The sequence below is a fragment of the Marinobacter sp. SS5-14b genome (assembly GCF_030541005.1).
Taxonomy (GTDB): Bacteria; Pseudomonadota; Gammaproteobacteria; order Pseudomonadales; family Oleiphilaceae; genus Marinobacter.
The window spans coordinates 664,754-684,022 of the sequence record NZ_JASSVM010000002.1; the positions used below are offsets into that span (position 1 = coordinate 664,754).

Consider the following 19,269-nt stretch of genomic DNA (forward strand, 5'->3'; position numbering starts at 1 on the left):
CGGGATCTTTCGGTTCCGGAGACATCCGGAAACCGGTCGTTCTTTTATTTGTTTGCCGGTTTTGCCACGATTCGTCCATCATACTGACTATCAGTCCGAAAATAACCTCTTGCCGGAGCTCCCTTGACCGTTCAAGCACTGCCTATTGTTCTCGACTTTGAGGATGGCATTGATCGCAAAACCCTGCGGCGGCTGCGGGACCGGTTTCTGTCGGTGAACCGGCAGCGCTGGGAGCGAGCCTGTTCGGCGCTGACGTACCGGCAACAGATTGTACTGGAACTGTTGCCGATGGTTTTTCATCGCAATCATCCGGCGCTGCCCGGGTACCTGGACGGCGACTGTCCCCAGGGTTTGAGCAACTATACCCCGTCAAGCCGTGAGCTCAGTGCTGCCAGACGGTTTGCCCGCAGTTTCAGTGATCGGGATAAAGGCATCAGAAAGCCGGATCTGGACAGCCTGTTTCTGATGGGCAGCCCCGGCACTCTCGGACACTCAGTCGCCAGCGATCTGGATGTATGGCTATGCCATCGGGAGGATCTTTCCGGGCACGGTATTCGCTGCCTGGAGCGCAAGGCAGAAAAGCTCACGGAATGGGCCGCGGGCCTGGGGGTGGAGCTGCATGTATTTGTGTTCTCTGCCGCCGACTGGCGCCAGGGCCGGCAGCGGGCTGAGGTTGCCGGTGAGAACTGCGGCAGTGCCCAGCATTTTCTTCTGCTGGATGAGTTCTACCGCACCAGCATTCATCTGGCGGGCCAGTACCCTTTGTGGTGGCTGATCCCGGCCGAGTTTGAGGTGGACTACGAACAGTGCCGGCGCAGGTTGATCGAGTGCCGGTTCATTAAAGCCAGTGACTACATCGATTTCGGAGCAGTACCAAACATTCCCGCTGAGGAGTTTCCTGGCGCCGGTATCTGGCAGCTGTACAAGGGGATCGACGCCCCCTGGAAATCTATCCTCAAACTCCTGCTTATTGAGTGTTACGCCACCGCCGAAGGTGAGCCTTTGCTATCGGCGGCGTTCAAACGCGCGGTGTATGAGGGCCGGATAGACGCTGATGACCTGGACCCTTACATCATGCTTTACCGACGTCTGGAGCGTTGGCTTCTGGCCCAGGAGTCACCGGAACGCTTGGAACTGGTGCGCCGGAGCCTGTATCTGAAGTCCGGTTTGCCCTTGTCCAGAGTGGGGCCGGCCGGCGACCAGTGGCGAATCAATTTGCTGCTGAGCCTGGTGCGCCATTGGGGCTGGACCGACGGTGAAGTGCAGGCCATGGATGACCGTCAGCGCTGGAGGGCAGAAGACGTCACCGGACTGCGCAGGCACATTGTGGCGGAGTTGACCCACAGTTACCGGCTGTTGTCCCGGATGGCGCGGGAACAGGGCACAGACGCCGCGATCAGCCCAAATGATATCAATCTTCTGGGCCGCAAGCTGTATGCCGCGTTCCAGCGCAAGGCCGGAAAAGTAGAGCTCATCAATCCCGGGCTGGTGCCTTCGCTGGCGGAAGAGAACTTGTCGTTCCATCATCAATCCGAGCAAGGCGGTGAGGGCAATGGCTGGCTGCTGTATCGTGACCTTGAGGACCCTTCCGATGCGTTCTGGCAGCCGGTCATCCGGCGCGCGGGTAACCTTGCTGAGTTGCTGGTCTGGAGCTACAGCAATGGGCTGCTTAACCGGACCACGCGGCTGAATGTCCGGGCCGGAACCAGCGCGGCAACGGTTTCGGAGCTACGGGAAGTGTTGGGCGTGCTGGCAGAGGCGTTGCCATTTCCCATAGCACCCGCACACCGGGAAGCGCTCGCCAGAGGTGTGCGCCCCCTGGCGAGCCTGTTGCTGGTCAACGTGGGCGTAGACCCTCAGGAGCACCTGACCGAGCGCGGACTGCACAAACTAAGTGCCCGAAACGATTCCCTGGGGTTCAGTGGCGGCCGGGATAATCTGGTGATGACGCTGGACCAGATCACCTTGAACAGCTGGCACGAAGTCAGCCTGCAACATTACGCGGCCGGCGACACGCTGATTCAGTGTCTGAAGAATGTGCTGGCCCAGGTGGCCATGAGCCCTGCAGAGTTGCCGGCGATTCGGGTGTGGGCGCCCAGCCGGGGGCACGGAAATGCCATAGCTCGCAGGGTCAGCGAATTGTTTGCCGATGTGCTGAGGCAGTTCTTTGCGGGCGGGGCGGGGCCGCATCCGCTACGTTACGTTATCGAGATGGACCACCGGTACTTTCTGCTGCAGTTTTCGGGCCGGGAGCCGGGGTTTCTGGCACTCGAAAGCCACGAGGCACTGATGGATGCCCTTTTGCAGCCTCAGGAACACTACCTGCCCGTCGTGCCAGATCGTTACGCTCTGCAGGACCGGCCGGCGCTGAGGGCCGTATGCGCGGCATCCGAGGCGGGGAGCATACAGGTGTTTTGGCAGCATAATGGCTCGGAAGGCCAGCTCTGGGTGGTGGATGAACAGGGCAGTATCTGGACGCAAACCCAGCAGGCGGAAAATCGTCGCCACTTGTTGGGCCCGCTGCTGCGTTTCCTGGATAACCTGGTGGAGCGCAGGCAGTTGCGCCAGGCCGACAACCAGCATGCGCTGGGCGGAATCCGGTGCTATGAAATGATTTGCCGCGATGGCCGCTGGCAGGCTGAAGCCCGACCGTCCTACGCGGCCAGCTTGCCGGCTTCCGGGCTGGAGGTTCAGGCCGTAGGCGTGCAGGAAGGCGAGAATAATTTACGATTCGACCTGTATTGTGACGACCAGGAATTTACCGCCCAGGAGTACGGCGACCGCCTGATTCCGGCAGTTGCCCACTACATTCGCTCGCTGCGCCGAAGTAACGAGCCCTATCCGGTCTACCTGACCGACCTGCATTTGCCCCACGATATGGCTTCGCAAGGGTATCAGCGCGACATCCAGACCAGTCAGTACCTGCACTACCGTAGTCTGCTCGAAGACGCTCTGAACCGACATCTGCTCTGAGCGCATGCGTTCCTCGCGATGCGGGGCGGGTGTCGGGTATACTTCGGGCATTATTCACACAGGGGTAAGGGTATGCAGGCTGTACAGATGCGTCGCCCGGGCGTTGCCGCACTTTTGCTGTTGGCTGTGCTCGCTGTTGCCGGTTGCGGCCAGAAAGGGCCGTTATACCGGGAATTGCCGCCGGAAGTGCTCCAGGAGGCTCAGCCAGCCAGCGATGACCGCGGGCAGAGCGAGCAGCCAGAGCCCTGAGTACCACTTTTACCCTGCCCAAAGAGTTCAGGAACAGCATGGATCATTTCAATTACCGTCATGGCGAGCTTTACGCCGAGGATGTACCCGTCGCCGATATTGCGGAGCGCTTTGGCACGCCGGCTTACGTCTATTCCCGCGCTACCCTGGAGCGCCATTATCGTGCCTATGACGATGCCCTCAGCGGGCGCCCGCACCTGGTGTGCTATGCGGTCAAAGCCAACAGCAATCTCGCGGTTTTGAATGTGCTGGCCCGATTGGGCGCTGGCTTTGATATCGTGTCTGCCGGTGAGTTGGAGCGAGTGCTGCGGGCCGGTGGCGACGCCGGCAAGGTGGTGTTTTCCGGTGTTGGTAAGCAGGAATGGGAAATGAAGCAGGCACTGCAAGCCGGTGTGCGCTGCTTTAATGTTGAATCCGACACCGAGCTGGACCGTTTGAACCAGGTGGCCGGAGAGCTGGGCGTGAAGGCGCCGGTGTCTCTGAGGGTGAATCCGGATGTTGATGCCGGCACACACCCCTACATTTCAACGGGCCTGAAGGAGAACAAGTTCGGTATCGATATCGCCGATGCGCCCCGGGTCTATGCCCGCGCTGCGAGTCTTCCCAACCTGGATGTCCATGGTGTGGATTGTCACATTGGCTCCCAGTTGACCACAGTGTCGCCATTTCTTGACGCGCTCGACAGGGTGCTGGCACTGATTGATGCGCTGTCGGAGCAGGGTATTAATATCCGCCATCTGGATATGGGGGGAGGTCTTGGCGTGACGTATAACCAGGAGCAGCCGCCTCAGCCAGCCGACTACGTGAAAGCCGTCGACGAAAGAATGGGCGACCGGACGCTTGAACTGATTCTGGAGCCGGGCCGCTCCATTGCGGCCAACGCAGGTATTCTGGTCACCCGTGTGGAATTCCTGAAGTGTACTGAGCACCGAAACTTCGCGATTATTGATGCCGCCATGAATGATTTGATCCGCCCTGCGCTCTACAGTGCCTGGCAGGCCATTATTCCGGTCCGCCCCCATAAGGACGGTGAGGAAAAAGCCTGGGATCTGGTGGGGCCGGTCTGCGAAACCGGCGATTTCCTGGGTAAAGACCGAAACCTCAGGCTGCAGCCCGGTGATCTGCTGGCGGTTCGTTCGGCGGGCGCCTACGGCTTCGTGATGGCCTCCAATTACAATACCCGTAACCGCCCGCCCGAGTTGATGGTTGATGGCGATCAGGTGCATGTGGTTCGCCGCCGGGAAACTCTGGAAGACCAGCTGGCGCCGGAAAGTTGCCTGCCGGAATGAACGGGGAGCCTGACATGACTCAGCAAAGACGGGGGCAGGGCCCGCTGCTCCGGTTCACCAAAATGCACGGGCTGGGCAATGACTTCATGGTGGTTGATGCAATCAGCCAGCAGTTTCGCCTGCGCCCGGAGATGATCCGGGAACTGGCGGACCGGAATTTTGGCATCGGCTTTGACCAGCTGCTGGTGGTCGAGCCTCCGGGCCTGCCGGACGTGGATTTCCGTTACCGCATCTTCAACGCCGATGGTTCGGAAGTGGAGCAGTGCGGCAACGGTGCGCGTTGTTTTGCCCGGTTTGTTCGGGATCAGCGTCTGACCAACAAGCGGGTGATCCGGGTTCAGACGGCCAAAGGCGTGATAGAGCTTAAGATCGGCAAAGACGGCCTGGTTCTGGTCAACATGGGTGTGCCGGAGCTGAATCCGCCCGCGATTCCGTTTGCTGCCGATAGCCAGAAAACAGTCTACACCGTCGATGTGGATGGCCAGAGCGTCGAACTCTCTGCCGTGTCGATGGGCAATCCCCACGGTGTCCTGGTGGTGTCTGATATCGACACAGCCCCGGTGGAGTCGCTGGGGCCATTGCTGGAAAAGCATCCGCGCTTTCCGGCCCGGGCCAACATTGGTTTTCTGCAGATCATCGATCGCACCCACGCCCGCTTGCGGGTGTTTGAGCGAGGCTCCGGTGAAACACTGGCCTGTGGCAGTGGCGCTTGCGCCGCCGTGGTTGCCGGCAGGCTTCGGGGTTTGCTGGATGCACGGGTAAACGTTGAGCTGCGAGGAGGCCCGCTGGTGATCGAATGGCAGGGGGAGGGTACCCCTGTTATGATGGAGGGCCCTGCGTCCACCGTATTTGAAGGCCAGTTGCGGCTGCCGGGCGAGGTTCCGCCCCGCCGCAGACGAAGCCCGAGAACCCATAAAACCAGGCCCTGACGGTTCAGGAGAACTCCATGACAGAACAAACGGCCCGCCAGAAGGCCGGCGAACTCACCCGGGAACAGGTTGCCGACTATTTGCGCGCCAATCCTGATTTTTTCGTTGAGCAGGACGAACTGCTTCGAAGCCTGACGTTGCCCCACGACAGCGGTCGGGCCATTTCCCTGGTGGAACGTCAGGTGCATTTGTTTCGCGAGCAGCGGGACACACTGCGCAGTGAGCTGGTTGAGCTGGTGTCCATCGCCCGTCACAACGATCGCTTGTTCGAGAAGAGCAAACGCTTGCTTATGCAGGTGATCGAGGCCAGAAACCTGACCGATATGGCCTCGGCTATTGATGACAGCATTCGTGGTGATTTTGGCCTCGATGCTGCCTCGGTTCTGTTATTCAGTGACGCCGATAAGGCCGGCCAGTCACAGGGTGCGTTGCACATCGTCGATGAAAAGCAGGCTCGGGAACGACTGGGCTCGTTACTGGAGGGCGACCGTGCCGTGTGCGGCCACTTCGGTGAAAGCGAACGCGCTTTTCTGTTTCCCAACCGGGACGAACCCATTGCCTCGGTGGCGCTGATGCCCCTTCGTCATGAGGGGCTGGTCGGGGTGTTTGCGGTGGGGAGTTGCAAACAGGGATACTTCGATCAGAGCATGGGCTCGCTGTTTCTGAGTTACATCAGCGACACGCTGAGCCGCTTGTTGCCGCCCGTGCTTAAGCGCCACGGCACTGAAGCCGCGACCGTGTCAGATCTGACCGTGGAGAGCGGTCAGGGGTGACCGTGGCGGAGTCCTCAGACAATCTGCCGCAATCGCTGTCTGGCTCGCTGGCCGATTTTGCCAGCCATCTGGAGTCAGAAAAGCGCCATTCCCCTCGCACCTGCGAGCATTATCTGCGTGACCTCCAGCGCCTGGCGGTCTGGCTTGTTGAGAGCGGCACGGAGCGCTGGGGCAACCTGACCAGTCATGAAGTGCGCCGCTACGTGGCCCGGCTCAGCAAAGACGGCCTTGGCGGCCGGAGTATCGCAAGGCACCTGTCCGCTATTCGTCGTTTTTACCAGTACCTGCTCAGGGAGGGCCTGGTAAAAGACAATCCTGCTCTCGATATCCGTGCCCCGAAAAGCGGTCGCCGCCTGCCCAAGGTCGCCGACGTGGATCAGCTCAATCACCTGCTTGACGTTAACCCGGATGACCCTCTGGAAATACGGGACCTGGCGATGTTTGAGCTGATGTATTCGTCTGGCCTTCGGCTGTCGGAGCTGGCGGGCCTCAATCTGACCGCCCTGGATCTGTCAGGCCATGAGGTTCGCGTGCTGGGTAAAGGTAATAAGGAGAGAATCCTGCCTGTGGGCGGTAAGGCCGCTGCCGCCCTCGGTCGCTGGCTGGCGTGCCGGAAGGCGTTTGCGGGCGAAGGTGAACCCGCGGTTTTTCTCAGTCAGCGTGGGAGCCGTCTGAGCCGCCGCAGTATCCAGGCCCGCCTGGCTCGATGGGGGGTCGTGCAGGGTGCAGACCAGCGCCTGAACCCGCATATGCTACGCCATTCATTTGCCAGTCATATGCTGGAATCCAGTGGTGACTTGCGGGCCGTTCAGGAACTGCTGGGCCATGCGGACATCGCGACGACTCAGGTCTATACTCATCTTGACTTTCAACATCTTGCCCGGGTTTATGACCAGAGCCATCCCCGGGCCCGTCGGCGATCACCTGCCGGTTCATCGGATAAATTCAGTGATCCTGCCGGCCACTGAGGGAGTAATTCATGGCATCGGAAGAGTCCTGGAAGGAGAAATACCTTCAGGCCCTGAGTGAGGCAGAGCGGCACGAGCACCAATGGCAGACGCAACGGGAACTGCTGGAGCGAATGCTGGTGCGTACCAGCCTGGCGTCAGAAGGTCAGCGGCCTGAGCTCGATAGCCTTCTGGGTCGCCTGAGATCAGACATCCGTCGCCAGACCATCGATGTGGAAACCTGGCGGCAGTTGCAAGAACAGATCGACCGGCAGATCGCCCTTCTGGATGATCCACAGCCGCCTGCAACCTCCCATGTTCCGGTTTCGGAGCAGCACAAATCGGTTGTGGCAGGTGACAGCACCGACATTTCGGATACCGACAATCGATTGATAATTGCCCGTCGTGTCGGCCAGTTGCTGGGGCAACTGCTAGGTCAGGTAACACTGGGGCCAGAGGCAGAAGCCAAAGCCCGGGAGCTTCAGAATACGCTGCTGTCCAGCAACGATTGGTCGGTTCTGCGCCAGGGCCTGAACCAGGTGGCCGAGCTGGTCATCGAGGCCGTTACCCGCAGCCAGCGGGAATTCGAGGCCTTCCTGAAACGCCTGGATGATCGCCTCGAAACCTTGCGTCAGCATTTTTCTCAGCAGTCGGTAACGCAGATATCGAGGCAGGATGACACCGAGACGCTGGATCGGGAAATTCGGGATGAGCTGAGCCGAGTCAGCGACGATATCACCAAAAGCCAGGATCTGGATGGCCTGAAAGTCTCCGTCAGCCAGCGCCTGGAGTTTATCGGCAACGCCCTGGGGCGCTTCCGGCTGCGTGAAAAACAGCGGGAAACCCTGCAGTCCCAGCAGCTGGAGGCCATGCAGCACAAAATTGCGGCCATGGAAGCCCACTCCGAGCAGATGAAGACTCAAGTCCGTAAAGAGCGGGAACGCGCAATGACGGACCTGCTCACCCAGCTACCCAATCGTGAAGCCTGGCAGGAACGCCTGTCCTTTGAGTACAACCGGTGGCAGCGTTATCACCACGCGCTCACTGTGGCGGTGATTGACATTGACTTGTTCAAACGCATCAACGACTCCTATGGCCACAAGGCCGGCGATCGCGTTCTGCAGCTGGTCGCCCGCGAGCTGAGCAGTCGCCTGAGAACCACGGATTTTATTGCACGGTATGGCGGTGAAGAGTTTGTTCTGCTGATGCCGGAAACGTCGGTGGAGGATGCGGTGGTGGTGATTGATCAGCTTCGGGAATACGTTGCAGGGTTACCTTTTCATTTCGGAGGCAAGCCGGTCACCATCACCTTTTCGGCAGGGTTGTCGGAACTGGTGGATGGTGACACGGAAGACACGGTATTCGATCGCGCCGACCGGGCGCTCTACCAGGCTAAAGAGGCCGGGCGCAATTGCGCAGTTGCAAACTGACGCAGGCAACCCTTTGAATCAAGAGGATATGCAGTGACGTTTTTTTCCCGGCTGTTGTTAAGTCTGGTGATGGGCCTGTTGGCGGCCGTTGCACTGGCCGACCCCCCGCAAGTGTCACCGGCGCCGGTTCTGGGTCTGGAGGATCTGGAGTGGTTGAGCCGGCAGGAAAGCATCCGGGTTGAAATTCGCCACAGTCAGATGCCGTTGATTTTTGACAGCGGCCAGGGCGAACTGGTCGGTATCTGGGCCGACTACCTAGCCAGGCTATCCGACAAACTGAACTTGCCTGTTCAGCCGTTTATGGCGACAGCGCAGGACCTGCCCTCCGACTTGGTGCTGACCACCCGGATTCCAGGCTCCCCGGTGATTCCGGGTTTGCGCCACACAACTCCGCTGATGAGCCTGACCTATGGGGTTTTTGTGAATGCCGGTGATGCGGCATTTCGCACGCTGTCGGACCTGGAATCGGCCAATGTGGCGATCATCGGCGACGACCCCAACCAGTTTCCATTGCTGGACCCGGTGGACAGTTTTACCCCGGTGCCGGTTGCCAGTCTCGGTGAGGCCGTCAGCCAGGTGCTTTCTGGCGAGGCCGATGCCTTCCTGGCGCCAGTGCCCGTGGTTTCCGATTATCTGGAATCGGCCATGATCAATGGTGTCGGGCTGGCGGTGTTGCTGGATAACCGGCCGGTTGATGTGGTGCTGCAGGTGCCGGTTGAAGAGGGGCAGCTGTTCAGAATTGTTGAGCGCGCAATCGCATCCCTCAGCCACAATGAACATCGGGAGATCCGTCAATCCTGGTTACAGGCCAGCATGCCGGCGCTTGAGGGCCGGGGTGTTGCGTTGACGGCGGCGGAGCAGGAGTGGCTGAAAAATAATTCGGGTCTCAAGGTGGGCTTGAGAAGCGACTGGCCACCTTTTGAGTTCGAGCAGGATGGCCGCGCCGCCGGGCTGGTGGCCGATCTCGTCACCCGGCTGGAAGAGACCCTGGGTACACGCTTCACCAGAGAGCTGATTGCCACCCGCGCTTCAGCGGAAGACCAGCTGAGAAACGGTGATGTTGATGTGCTTCCGGGCATGTCCCGGACGCCGCGAACGGAACAGGAGTTCCTGTTTACCCGTGCTTATGTGTCGGTACCGATTGCCCTGGCCATCCGGGATAGTGGTCGTTTTATCGGTGATCTCAGAGAACTGCGGAATGAAAAAGTGGGCGTGGTCAACCGTCAGGCCAGCCATGACTATCTGCTGATCAACCACCCGGACCTGGATCTTTACCCACAACAAACGATCGAAGATGGCCTGTTAGCGCTTTCCAATGGTGATCTTGATGTCATGGTTACCCACATCCCGGCGGTCAGCTACACCGTCGCAAGGCTTGGGCTTTCTAATCTCAGAATAACCAGCATCACGCCCTACCAATACGACCTGAGGCTGGCGGTGCGAAAATCCAGCCCGGAGCTTCATCGCATTCTCAACAAAGCCCTGGGCAGCCTGCCCGCTTCGGAAGCGGAAGCCGTTTATAACCGCTGGATTCACCTGGATATCGAGCAGGAGACAGATTACACCGTCGTGCGCCGGATTATCCTGATTGCCGTGGTGGTGGTGCTGATTTTCCTGTACTGGAACCGAAAACTGTCGTTGGAAGTGGATGAACGCATTCGCTCTGAGAATGCCCTGCGCCGCAGCGAAGATGAGCTGCGGGCTGCAAAGCTGGAGGCAGAGCGACTGGCCCGGGAGGCAGAGACCGCAAGCCGGGCCAAAAGTGAATTTCTGGCCAACATGTCCCATGAAATCCGAACCCCGATGAACGCCGTTATCGGCTACAGTGATCTGCTGTTTAACTCGGTAACCGATCCCCAACAGCGCAATTACCTGAATGCGATCCGTGCGGGTAGCCGAAGCTTGCTGATGCTGATCAACGACATACTGGACCTGTCGCGGATTGAGGCCGGTAAAATGCGCCTGGATTTTGGCCCGGTGTCTGTGCGCCGGTTGCTCAGTGACGTCCGGCACATCTTTGACCTGCGGGCCACCGAGCAGGGCATAACCCTGGAAGTCAGTGTGGGGTCGGGAATGCCTTCGGCCATGATGCTGGATGAGACCCGACTGCGGCAGGTTCTGTTCAACCTGGTGGGCAATGCCATCAAGTTTACCCACGAAGGCGAGGTCACCGTTCGTGCGGTGGCCAAACTGCTGGGAGAGCCTGACGAAGAGGAGTCAGAGGTCAGGTATTACCGTCTGGTCGTGACCGTATCCGACACGGGTATTGGTATTGCGCCAGACCAGCGGGACCGTATTTTTGATGCGTTCGAGCAGCAGGAAGGCCAGAGTTCCAGGCGTTATGGTGGCACAGGGCTTGGTCTCGCCATCAGCCGTAAGCTGGTGGAAATGATGGGCGGAGAGCTGACGGTGAAAAGTGAGCCAGGGGCTGGCTCCACCTTCAAAGTCGTGTTGCCGAGAGTGGAGGCCACCGTAGAAGAAGCCGAAGATGACGGAGCTCCTGAGGAATCCGAGCGTTTGCTGGCCCAGACCATGAGTATGCAGGAGCGTGGCTGGCTGCGGGAAAGCCTTGCGGAAGACTTCGGTGACGAATGGCAGGACGTTCGTGAGAGCGGCGACCCGGAGCAGATGAAAGCTTTTGCACTGAGAATCATCGATTGGGGCCAGCGCCACCGCTCCCTGTCGGTTACCCGTTATGGCGAAAAACTGCTGTCGGATGTGGAAGCGTTTAATCTGGATGCGGTCAATACGGCGCTTGAGGCATTCCCCCGGCTTCTGGGCCAGGGTGGGTAGCCGGGCTCAAAGGCAGTCGAACTGGGACTGGCGATCAAACGCCACGGCCACCATGTCGTACCCCGAGTCTGACAGGGACCGGATCAGTTGCCGGTCTTTGAGTAGCGTCATGCACACCTTGTGTACGCTGGCTTGCAACTGCTCTGCGGGAGGTTGCTGGCCTTTGAAGCGAAAATCCACCACCAGATACTTGCGATCGACTGCAGCCGGCTCGGGGATGTCCTCCCGCTCTATACTTTCATAGCCGATATAAGTGGCCTCAGCGGTTGGAAAGACCTGCTGCATCAGCACATCGAGGTTCTCTGCCTGTGCGCCAGGAGCGGCAAGGCAAGCCGCAAGGGTCGATGTCAGGGCCAGTGATCGAATGTTCATGGGTGCATCTCGCCGGGGAGTTAGTCAGCTTCCGTGTAACCAAATGTAAAATCTCGTTACTTTAGATTATTGCAGAGAGTGTCGTTATTTTCTGCACATACCGAAGCGATTTTTCAATTGTTTGCAAAGCTGACACGATTTGCGGGGTGAGGATTAACACGAGTCCACAGAACTGCCGCCCAGGGTGTTTTCAGCTATGATGAAAACAGAGCCATTTTGAAAAGAAAAAGAGGTAACGCCATGTTCCAGCTCGTGTTCAAGGGTGAGTGTACGCCAGGTACGGACCCTGAAACGGCCCGTGCAAACGCCCGAGCCCTTTTTAAAGCCAGTGTGGAGCAGCTGGACCGCATGTTCAGCGGTCAGCCGGTGGTGATCCGCAACAAACTGGAGCAGGTGCAGGCCGAGAAATATCAGTCGGTACTGGAAAAGCACGGCATGGTTGCTTATGTGCAGTCGATGGCCGCGACCACGCCTGAGCCCCAGGCACCGGCACGTCAGCCAGCTGCCGCGCCGTCTGTGCCCAAGGTAAGTCCTGAGTCTGCCGTGGAAAGCCGGCCGGAAGCGCCGGCCAGGGCCGGTAAGGCGCCAGAAGTGGAGCCGGGCGACCGGCTACCGGTCGCCGGTGAGAGAGTGGATGACATTCTTGCCGGGTCCGGCCTGGGCCTGGACCCGGTTGGCGTGACTCTGGCGGAACACCAGGAGGCCGAAGCCCCGATGTTTGAACATCTGGATGAGTGGAGCCTGGCACCCCCGGGCTCCGATCTCGGCGTCAAGCGTGACCTGCCTCCGCCGGTGGTGCCTGATGTGTCTCATCTTTCACTGGCCGATGATGATCCACATAAATAATCCGACCAGTGACATTCTGAGCACCGCCCCCCGGTTCTTTCTATGGCTGTCAGTTCTGGTCCTGCTTGCAGTGGTGCCGACGCCAGGCGCTGGTCAGGAACGCCCGAAGGTCGGACTGGTGCTGAGCGGCGGTGGAGCAAAAGGCATGGCCCATGTCGGGGTACTGCGGGCGCTTGAAGAAATGAAGGTGCCGGTCGATATGGTGGTCGGCACCAGCGCCGGCTCCGCGGTTGCGGCGTTGTACGCATCCGGCATGCCGGTCGATGAAATTGAACAACGTTTTATTGGCCTGGATTGGCTGGCAAGCTTCCGTGACGACCCGGGCCGAGTCTACAAGCCGTTACGGCGCAAGCAGTCAGACTGGCGCTTGCCGCTCGCACCGGGGCTGGGCATCAGTGAGGACGGTATTCATGTCGGCGGCGGTCTGGTCACTGGCCAGAACCTGGGCTTTATCCTGAATGAGCTCACTCGAAATGCCGCGCTGGTGGATGATTTTGACAAACTTCCGATTCCCTTTCGTGCCGTCGCGACGGACCTGGAAACCGGTGTGGAAGTCGTCATTGACAGCGGTAACCTGGCGGATGCCATTCGCGCCAGTATGAGCATCCCGGGGGTGTATGCTCCAGTGGAACGGGGCGGGCGCCTGCTTATTGACGGGGGCGTGGCAAACAACCTGCCGGTGAGCGTGGCCCGGGATATGGGGGCGGATATCGTCATTGCTGTCGACATAACCGACCCTCTGCTGAAAACCGAGCAGATGAAAGAAGCGTTCTCGGTAGTTGGTCAGCTGACCACGTTAATGACCCGCCGCAACACCGAGAATCAGCTGGCACTGCTCACCGACAAGGACACTCTCATTCAACCTGACTTGCAGGGATATGGATCCGCAGATTTTTTTGACGGCCCGGTGCTCTTTGAACTGGGTGCAAGTGCTGCCCGTGAACATGCGGTCGCACTGAACCGCCTGGCGGTGTCGGCTGATGAATGGCGCACCTACCGAGCTGCCCTGGAAAGCAAAAGCGAGCCGCCTGGCCCGGTGGCCCGGATTGAGTTTACTCAGGGCCGCCGGTTGGCCAACGACTTCCTCCGAGAGCGTATCCGTCAGCAACCAGGGCAGGAACTGGATGTGGAACGCCTGGAATCAGATCTCAAACGCATATACGGCCTTGGCTATTACGAAAGCGTGTCCTGGTCTTTGTTTCCGTCAGAGCAGGGCCCGGTGCTGCACATTCAGGCCCGCGAAAAAAGCTGGGGGCCGAACTACCTGTCGTTCGGCCTGAATTATGAAGACAACTTTGACGGTGATACCCGGTTCAATCTGGCCTCGGGCCTCAGGATGACGGAATTGAATCGCCTTGGCGCAGAGTGGCAAACGGGATTGCAGCTTGGCACTCAGCCCTGGGTTCGTAGCCAGTGGTATCAACCGCTGGATTACGGCTACGACCGGTTCGCCGTCATTGGCGTGGAATACCGGCGGGACGATTACAGTATCTATCGTGACGGTACGAGGATTTCACAAATTGATGTGGCGTTCCGTCAGATTGATGCCGCGGTGGGTATGGAGCTTGGTGGCAACGGTGAGGTTCGCCTGGGCTATGTGCGGGGTTATGCCCGGGTTGATGATGAAGTGGGTGAGCCGGTTGCTCCTGCGGGCAGCATTCATCAGGGCTATGCCAGTGTGCAGCTGGTACACGACTCTTTGAGTGATGCGTTCTACCCGAAATCCGGTGCGTTTGCCGGCATCCGGGGGCGGTTCGAACGGGACAGCTTGGGTTCAGATCGGGATTTTGATGCCGTCACCGGTATGGTATTGGGCACCGCCAGTTGGCAGCGCTTCAATGTGACCGGGTTGCTGTTTACGCGACAGGTATTGAGTGGCGATGCGGGCCTGGAAAACGCTGCCCGGCTGGGGGGCTTCAGACGATTATCGGCCTACGCCCCCGGCGAACTGACGGGTAATGATTCCGTTCTCGCTTCGGCCTACGCACGCCGGGAGTTTGGTGGGCCGGTGCTGCCCTGGTTTGCCGGGGTTGGTTTTGAGACGGGCAATGCCTGGGAAAGCATGGACGATGCCCGCTGGTCGAATCTGGTGAGATCCTGGAGCCTGTTTGCCGGTATCGACACCTTCCTGGGCCCGGTGCAGCTGTCTACGGCCTACAACAATGAAGATAACTGGACCGCTTATCTGAACATCGGGTTCTCGTTTACCCAGCTGTTCTACTGATCGAGGGCCGCCAGTACCTGCTGGCATTGCTGGATGGCGTACCGGTGCAGAATGTCGGCCAGGGCTTGTTCGTCTCTGGCGCGAATAACCTGGATGGACTCTTCCATGTGCGCGAGGTTGTCCTCAAGCACCTGCTTGCCACCCTGGCGGAAAGCCACGAAAGCACACCGTTTTGCGGACGGCCACAGGTCTTCTATCGCAGACACAATGAAGTAGTTGTCGGCGTACACCAGTGACGCTTTGGTGTATTCAATGCCCAGCTCAAGAAACGCCATCAGCTCGTTTTTTTCGTAGCAGCTTTGCATCTGTTCGTGCAGAGACTCCAGCCTTGCCATGTCGTCTGGTTGCCATTGCCTGGCAAGCTTCTGGCCGGTGTGGGTGAGATACAGCTCCAGCGTTTCATACAGGCTATGAACAAAGTGCTCGTCCAGTGGGGTGACAAAGGCACCTTTGCGGGGCACGTTTTTGACCAGGTGCCGTTTCTCGAGCAACAGCAAGCCTTCCCGGATCGACCCGTGGCTTACGTTCATCTCTTTTGCCATGGCACTCTCGTAGATGCGCTCTCCGGAGCGCAGTTGCCCGAAGGCAATCAGGTTCTCGATGTGTCGGGCAACCTGTTCGGTCAGGGTTTCTTTGGGCTTGAATGCGTTCATGGGCACCAGTAACTGCACGGACTGTTTTCGGGTTGCCCATAGTCGCACAAGCGCTAACTGAGAACCAGTTCAAAGCAGCGGCGCGAGCAGGCGTACAGCGCGACACCAAAGGCGGAACAGGATGGACCGATCCCGGTAATCGCTTTCGGTCATCAGGCGGCACTGTTCCAGATCCTCTTTCAGCATGCTTTCGACCTGCCGGATAAAAGCCGCACTGGTGTTGATGGCGGTAATCTCGAAGTTCAGGCGCATCGACCGGTTGTCCAGATTGGCAGTGCCCACCGCCGCGTACCGTTCATCCACCATGACCACTTTCTGATGCATGAACCCGGGTTGGTATCGGTAGATGCCAATGCCAGCCTGGCAGGCTTGAACCAGGTAGGAATAAGCCGCCACCCGAATCAGCCGGCTGTCGGATTTCTCCGGGATCAGTATGCGAACATCCACACCACGAAGGGCTGCCAGCTGCAGCGCGTTCATCACCTGGAAGTCCGGCACGAAATAGGGAGACGCGATCCAGATCCGGCTGCGGGCGTTGTTGATGCAGTTCAGAAAAAACAGCGTGCAGGTTTCCCAGGTATCCGCCGGTCCCGTTGGTAACACCAGAACTTCGTCTTCACCCGGCAGTGTTGAAACCGGCGACCAATCCAGCTCAGGGCGAGTGTCGCTTGCCCAGTTCCAGTCTTCCAGCCAGGCCAGCTGCAGGCCCGTTACCGCCGGCCCTTCGATGCGACAATGGGTATCGCGCCAGGGTTCCTGGTCCATCGCCGTGCCGAGGTATTCATCTCCCAGATTGATGCCCCCCACGAATCCGATGCGGCCGTCGCATACCAGCAGCTTTCGATGGTTCCGGAAGTTGATCTGGAAGCGCCGCCGGCGAATGTTGCCGTCTCCGAATGATGCCACCCGTGCACCGGCGGCTGACAACTCTTTAAGCCAGCGCCGGGACAGCGATACGCTGCCGATGTCGTCGTAGAGAAACCAGACCGCTACGCCCTCCGCCAACTTGCGCTCCAGAATGGATTTGATGCGGTGGCCAACCTTGTCCGAACGAACGATGTAGAACTCAAGAAGGATGTAGTGGCGGGCCTCTTCCATAGCCTGGAAAAGCGCCTCGAAGGTGGCCGTTCCGTCCCTTAACAGCCTGCAGTCATTGCCGCTGGTAAATGGCTGACGGCTTAGCTTGCAGAGCACCTGTAGTTCATCACTGAAGTGCTCCTGGCCCGGGTTGGAGATTGAGGTCGTCTGGTTTTCAAACTGATCCAGCAGGCTGCTTAGTGCCTCGTTGCCCATTCGTCGTGCTTTCAGATAACCGCCGAAGCGGTAACGGCCGAACAGCAGGAACATGGGAACGGCAATGTAGGGCAGGCCAATCAGGGAAATGATCCAGGCGATCGCGCCCTGAGCCGTCCGGTACGTCAGCAGGATGCGGTAAATACAGGCCAGTGAAGCCATGTAAAGCAGAGCAATCGGGATGGCGAATAACGTCAGGGTATCGGTACTCATGGTTTGCCCTCCCTGTGCTCTGCCCTGAACTGGGCAGGCGCTGCGCCGGTCCAGCGCTTGAAGGCCCGGCTGAAGGCGCTGAGCTCGGAAAACCCAAGCAAGAAAGCGATTTCCCCCAGTGCATACTGGTCCTCGGCGACATAACGCAAGGCTTTGTCTCTGCGCACCTGTTCCACCAGATCGTGGAAGCTCAGGCCTTCTTTTTTCAGTCTGCGATACAGCGTTTGCCGGCTCATGTGGCACTGCCGGGCCAGAGTGTCGGCATCAATTTTATCGGTGGCCATCTGCCGGGATATCAGGCGTCGTACTTTCCGGCTAAAAGACCGGCGGGTTTGCAGGCGAGCGAGAACGGCGTTGACCTGCTTCAGCACCGCCGAATAGACATAGGGATTCCGGTGTGGAATGGCATGCCCCAGGTGGCTGCTGGAGAACGCCATACGGGTTATGCCGCAGCCGAACAAAACCTGACCGCCGAACAGCTTTCGGTATTCCTGCGCGTACTCGGGTTCCGGGTGGGCAATTTCGAGCCAGTCGGCCTCGATGCCCCGGTGAATAAAATGCCGCGTGCGGCAAAGTGCTGCAGCCAGGGTTCGGTCCATATCCTGACGGCAGTAGTGATCGGGCCTGTCCGGTTGCCAGGTGAGTATTGCCTGGTCGGGTGTCTGCTCAAAACTGAGGGTGACCGATTCGTTAATCAGCCGGTGCAGTCGCACGTACTGAATCACTGCTTCACCCAGCGTATCGCAGTTGAAGAACACATGGCCCACCAACCCCATGCGCTCAGGATCGATGACCTGGCCGGCGTGCAGTCCAACGCCCGGGTCTCCGGTTAACTGTTCGGCCAGCTCCCAGAGCTGGTAATGGGTTTCGGCGGGAATGCGAAGATCCGGATCGTTCAGTGTGCTTAACGTCAGTCCGGTTTCCTGCTCAACTTTCACGCGATTCAACAGCCCCCGGGTCTCCAGGTAATGTACGAGCGCCAGCGTACTGGAGGCTGCCACATGAGGCGTATGTTCTTGTTCTGATTGCGCATCAATCATGCCGACGCCTGGCTCCCGAGGGTATCTGGTGATCGTGTTACAAAATGTCAAACGAATGGCACGGCGCGTCAACGGCGGCCCACCCCTTAAACGATAGCATGTGTTCCATCAGGTTGAATTAACCCAAAGATCAAAGCAGGAGACGTTGTATGAAACAGGAAATTTTTGTACCCCACAGTGAAATGGAACGGGAAAACGTTGTTGCCCTTGCAGAATACCTGGGCAGCATTTTCTACTGCTGAGCCATCAGGCCATACGTCTGTGACCTTTCAGCCGGGCTCAAGCCCGGCTTTTTTCCAAGTGATGCCCCACCCTGATTTCCTCTTGCTCTGTTCTCTGGCAGTGTTAGTGTAGTCCGCTACATTACATGAACCGGAGGCTGCCTGCGTATGAGCGTTGAACTGAATCACCGGATTTCCGGCCAGGGAGAACCACTGATTTTACTGCACGGCCTGTTTGGCTCTCTCGAAAACCTGGGCGGGGTTGCCCGTCGGCTGGAAGATACCTGGCAGATTCACGCACTGGACCAACGCAACCACGGCAGCTCCCCCCACACCGATGATATGGACTACCCCGCAATGGCGGCGGACGTTGTAGCGTACCTCGATACTCAGGGCATCGATAAGGCAGTCGTTCTGGGCCACTCTATGGGTGGTAAGGTGGCTATGCAGGTCGCGCTGAGTTATCCGCAGCGAGTGAAAGCCATCATTGTGGCCGACATAGCTCCGGTAACCTATGAACCCCGCCATGATGCGGTGCTTGAGGGTATGAAAAGCCTGGACCTCCGTGGCGTGAAATCCCGCAGCGACGCGGACGCCCGGCTGGCAGAGTATGTTGAAATCGCCGGGGTTCGCCAATTTCTGCTGAAGAACCTGGAACGCATTCCCGCCGACGAGCAAACGCAGGACGACACAGTGTATCGCTGGCGTCTGAACCTGCCGGTCATTGATGCCAGTTACCGGAGCCTGGCCGCTGCACCCCAGGGTGACGGCCCCTATGAGGGGCCGGTGCTGTTTATCAAAGGTGCGGATTCAGCCTACATACAGGAAAAGCACCAAGGCACCATCCGGGGCTTATTCCCCAACGCTGAGCTGAACATTATTGAAGGTACGGGTCACTGGTTGCATGCTGAGAAAGCAGAAACCTTTGCCTCGCTGTGCCGGCGTTTTCTGCAGCAGTAGAATGTTGTCCTGGCCGGTGGCTGGGTCCCGAAGGATAAAATCATAACAACAGGCAGGTGTGCAT

14 protein-coding genes and 1 pseudogene are annotated in these 19,269 nt (G+C 58.8%); 11 read left to right on the forward strand and 4 right to left on the reverse strand.

Going from position 1 to position 19,269, the window contains the following annotated elements; all coding sequences use genetic code 11:
* The first annotated feature begins 123 nt into the window (after nucleotides 1–123).
* The 8 genes and pseudogenes from QPL95_RS07020 to QPL95_RS07055 all read left to right on the forward strand — a co-directional run bounded on the left by QPL95_RS07020 (nucleotide 124) and on the right by QPL95_RS07055 (nucleotide 11,383).
* Entirely contained in the window at nucleotides 124–2,973 is a 2,850-nt protein-coding gene (locus QPL95_RS07020) for a class I adenylate cyclase (RefSeq protein WP_303290276.1), read from the forward strand.
* A gap of 87 nt (nucleotides 2,974–3,060) precedes the next feature.
* Nucleotides 3,061–3,141, forward strand: a pseudogene (locus tag QPL95_RS07025) (lipoprotein); the annotation flags it as partial.
* Nucleotides 3,142–3,260: 119 nt separating this feature from the next.
* Nucleotides 3,261–4,511: a diaminopimelate decarboxylase gene (gene lysA / locus QPL95_RS07030; RefSeq protein ID WP_303290277.1), complete on the forward strand. Its 1,251-nt coding sequence runs from the start codon at nucleotides 3,261–3,263 to the stop codon at nucleotides 4,509–4,511.
* Between the two features lie 14 nt (nucleotides 4,512–4,525).
* Nucleotides 4,526–5,440: a diaminopimelate epimerase gene (dapF, locus tag QPL95_RS07035; protein WP_303290278.1), complete on the forward strand. Its 915-nt coding sequence runs from the start codon at nucleotides 4,526–4,528 to the stop codon at nucleotides 5,438–5,440.
* A 17-nt stretch (nucleotides 5,441–5,457) separates the two neighbouring features.
* Nucleotides 5,458–6,213, forward strand: coding sequence for a DUF484 family protein (locus tag QPL95_RS07040; RefSeq protein WP_303290279.1), 756 nt, complete (start codon nucleotides 5,458–5,460; stop codon nucleotides 6,211–6,213).
* Nucleotides 6,214–6,236: 23 nt separating this feature from the next.
* Nucleotides 6,237–7,181, forward strand: coding sequence for a tyrosine recombinase XerC (gene xerC, locus QPL95_RS07045; protein ID WP_303290396.1), 945 nt, complete (start codon nucleotides 6,237–6,239; stop codon nucleotides 7,179–7,181).
* Between the two features lie 11 nt (nucleotides 7,182–7,192).
* Nucleotides 7,193–8,590 (forward strand): GGDEF domain-containing protein, encoded by a 1,398-nt coding sequence (locus tag QPL95_RS07050; protein ID WP_303290280.1) that lies wholly within the window; start codon nucleotides 7,193–7,195, stop codon nucleotides 8,588–8,590.
* Nucleotides 8,591–8,659: 69 nt separating this feature from the next.
* Nucleotides 8,660–11,383: a transporter substrate-binding domain-containing protein gene (locus QPL95_RS07055; RefSeq protein ID WP_303290397.1), complete on the forward strand. Its 2,724-nt coding sequence runs from the start codon at nucleotides 8,660–8,662 to the stop codon at nucleotides 11,381–11,383.
* A gap of 6 nt (nucleotides 11,384–11,389) precedes the next feature.
* Here the strand turns inward: QPL95_RS07055 and QPL95_RS07060 are convergent, their stop codons facing one another.
* A complete protein-coding gene (locus QPL95_RS07060) occupies nucleotides 11,390–11,755 on the reverse strand; it encodes a hypothetical protein (protein ID WP_303290281.1) in 366 nt (121 codons plus the stop codon).
* 240 nt (nucleotides 11,756–11,995) lie between these two features.
* Between QPL95_RS07060 and QPL95_RS07065 the strand changes: the two genes are divergently transcribed.
* Entirely contained in the window at nucleotides 11,996–12,601 is a 606-nt protein-coding gene (locus QPL95_RS07065; protein WP_303290398.1) for a hypothetical protein, read from the forward strand.
* Nucleotides 12,558–14,825, forward strand: a complete 2,268-nt coding sequence (locus QPL95_RS07070; RefSeq protein ID WP_303290282.1) for a patatin-like phospholipase family protein — start codon at nucleotides 12,558–12,560, stop codon at nucleotides 14,823–14,825. Before QPL95_RS07065 ends, QPL95_RS07070 begins: the two co-directional genes overlap by 44 nt.
* On the opposite strand, the gene QPL95_RS07075 is transcribed toward QPL95_RS07070, so the two are convergent.
* The 3 genes from QPL95_RS07075 to QPL95_RS07085 are packed head-to-tail and all read right to left on the reverse strand — an operon-like array spanning nucleotide 14,819 to nucleotide 18,024.
* Nucleotides 14,819–15,526: a GntR family transcriptional regulator gene (locus QPL95_RS07075; protein ID WP_303290283.1), complete on the reverse strand. Its 708-nt coding sequence runs from the start codon at nucleotides 15,524–15,526 to the stop codon at nucleotides 14,819–14,821. The genes QPL95_RS07070 and QPL95_RS07075 overlap by 7 nt on opposite strands.
* Nucleotides 15,527–15,547: 21 nt before the next feature.
* On the reverse strand, nucleotides 15,548–16,984 hold the full coding sequence (gene cls, locus QPL95_RS07080; protein ID WP_303290284.1) for a cardiolipin synthase: 1,437 nt from the start codon (nucleotides 16,982–16,984) through the stop codon (nucleotides 15,548–15,550).
* Entirely contained in the window at nucleotides 16,981–18,024 is a 1,044-nt protein-coding gene (locus tag QPL95_RS07085; RefSeq protein WP_303290285.1) for an AraC family transcriptional regulator, read from the reverse strand. Before QPL95_RS07085 ends, cls begins: the two co-directional genes overlap by 4 nt.
* A 389-nt stretch (nucleotides 18,025–18,413) precedes the next feature.
* Between QPL95_RS07085 and QPL95_RS07090 the strand changes: the two genes are divergently transcribed.
* Complete coding sequence (locus tag QPL95_RS07090) at nucleotides 18,414–19,205, forward strand: alpha/beta fold hydrolase (RefSeq protein WP_303290286.1); 792 nt, start codon at nucleotides 18,414–18,416, stop codon at nucleotides 19,203–19,205.
* Nucleotides 19,206–19,269 lie beyond the last annotated feature (64 nt).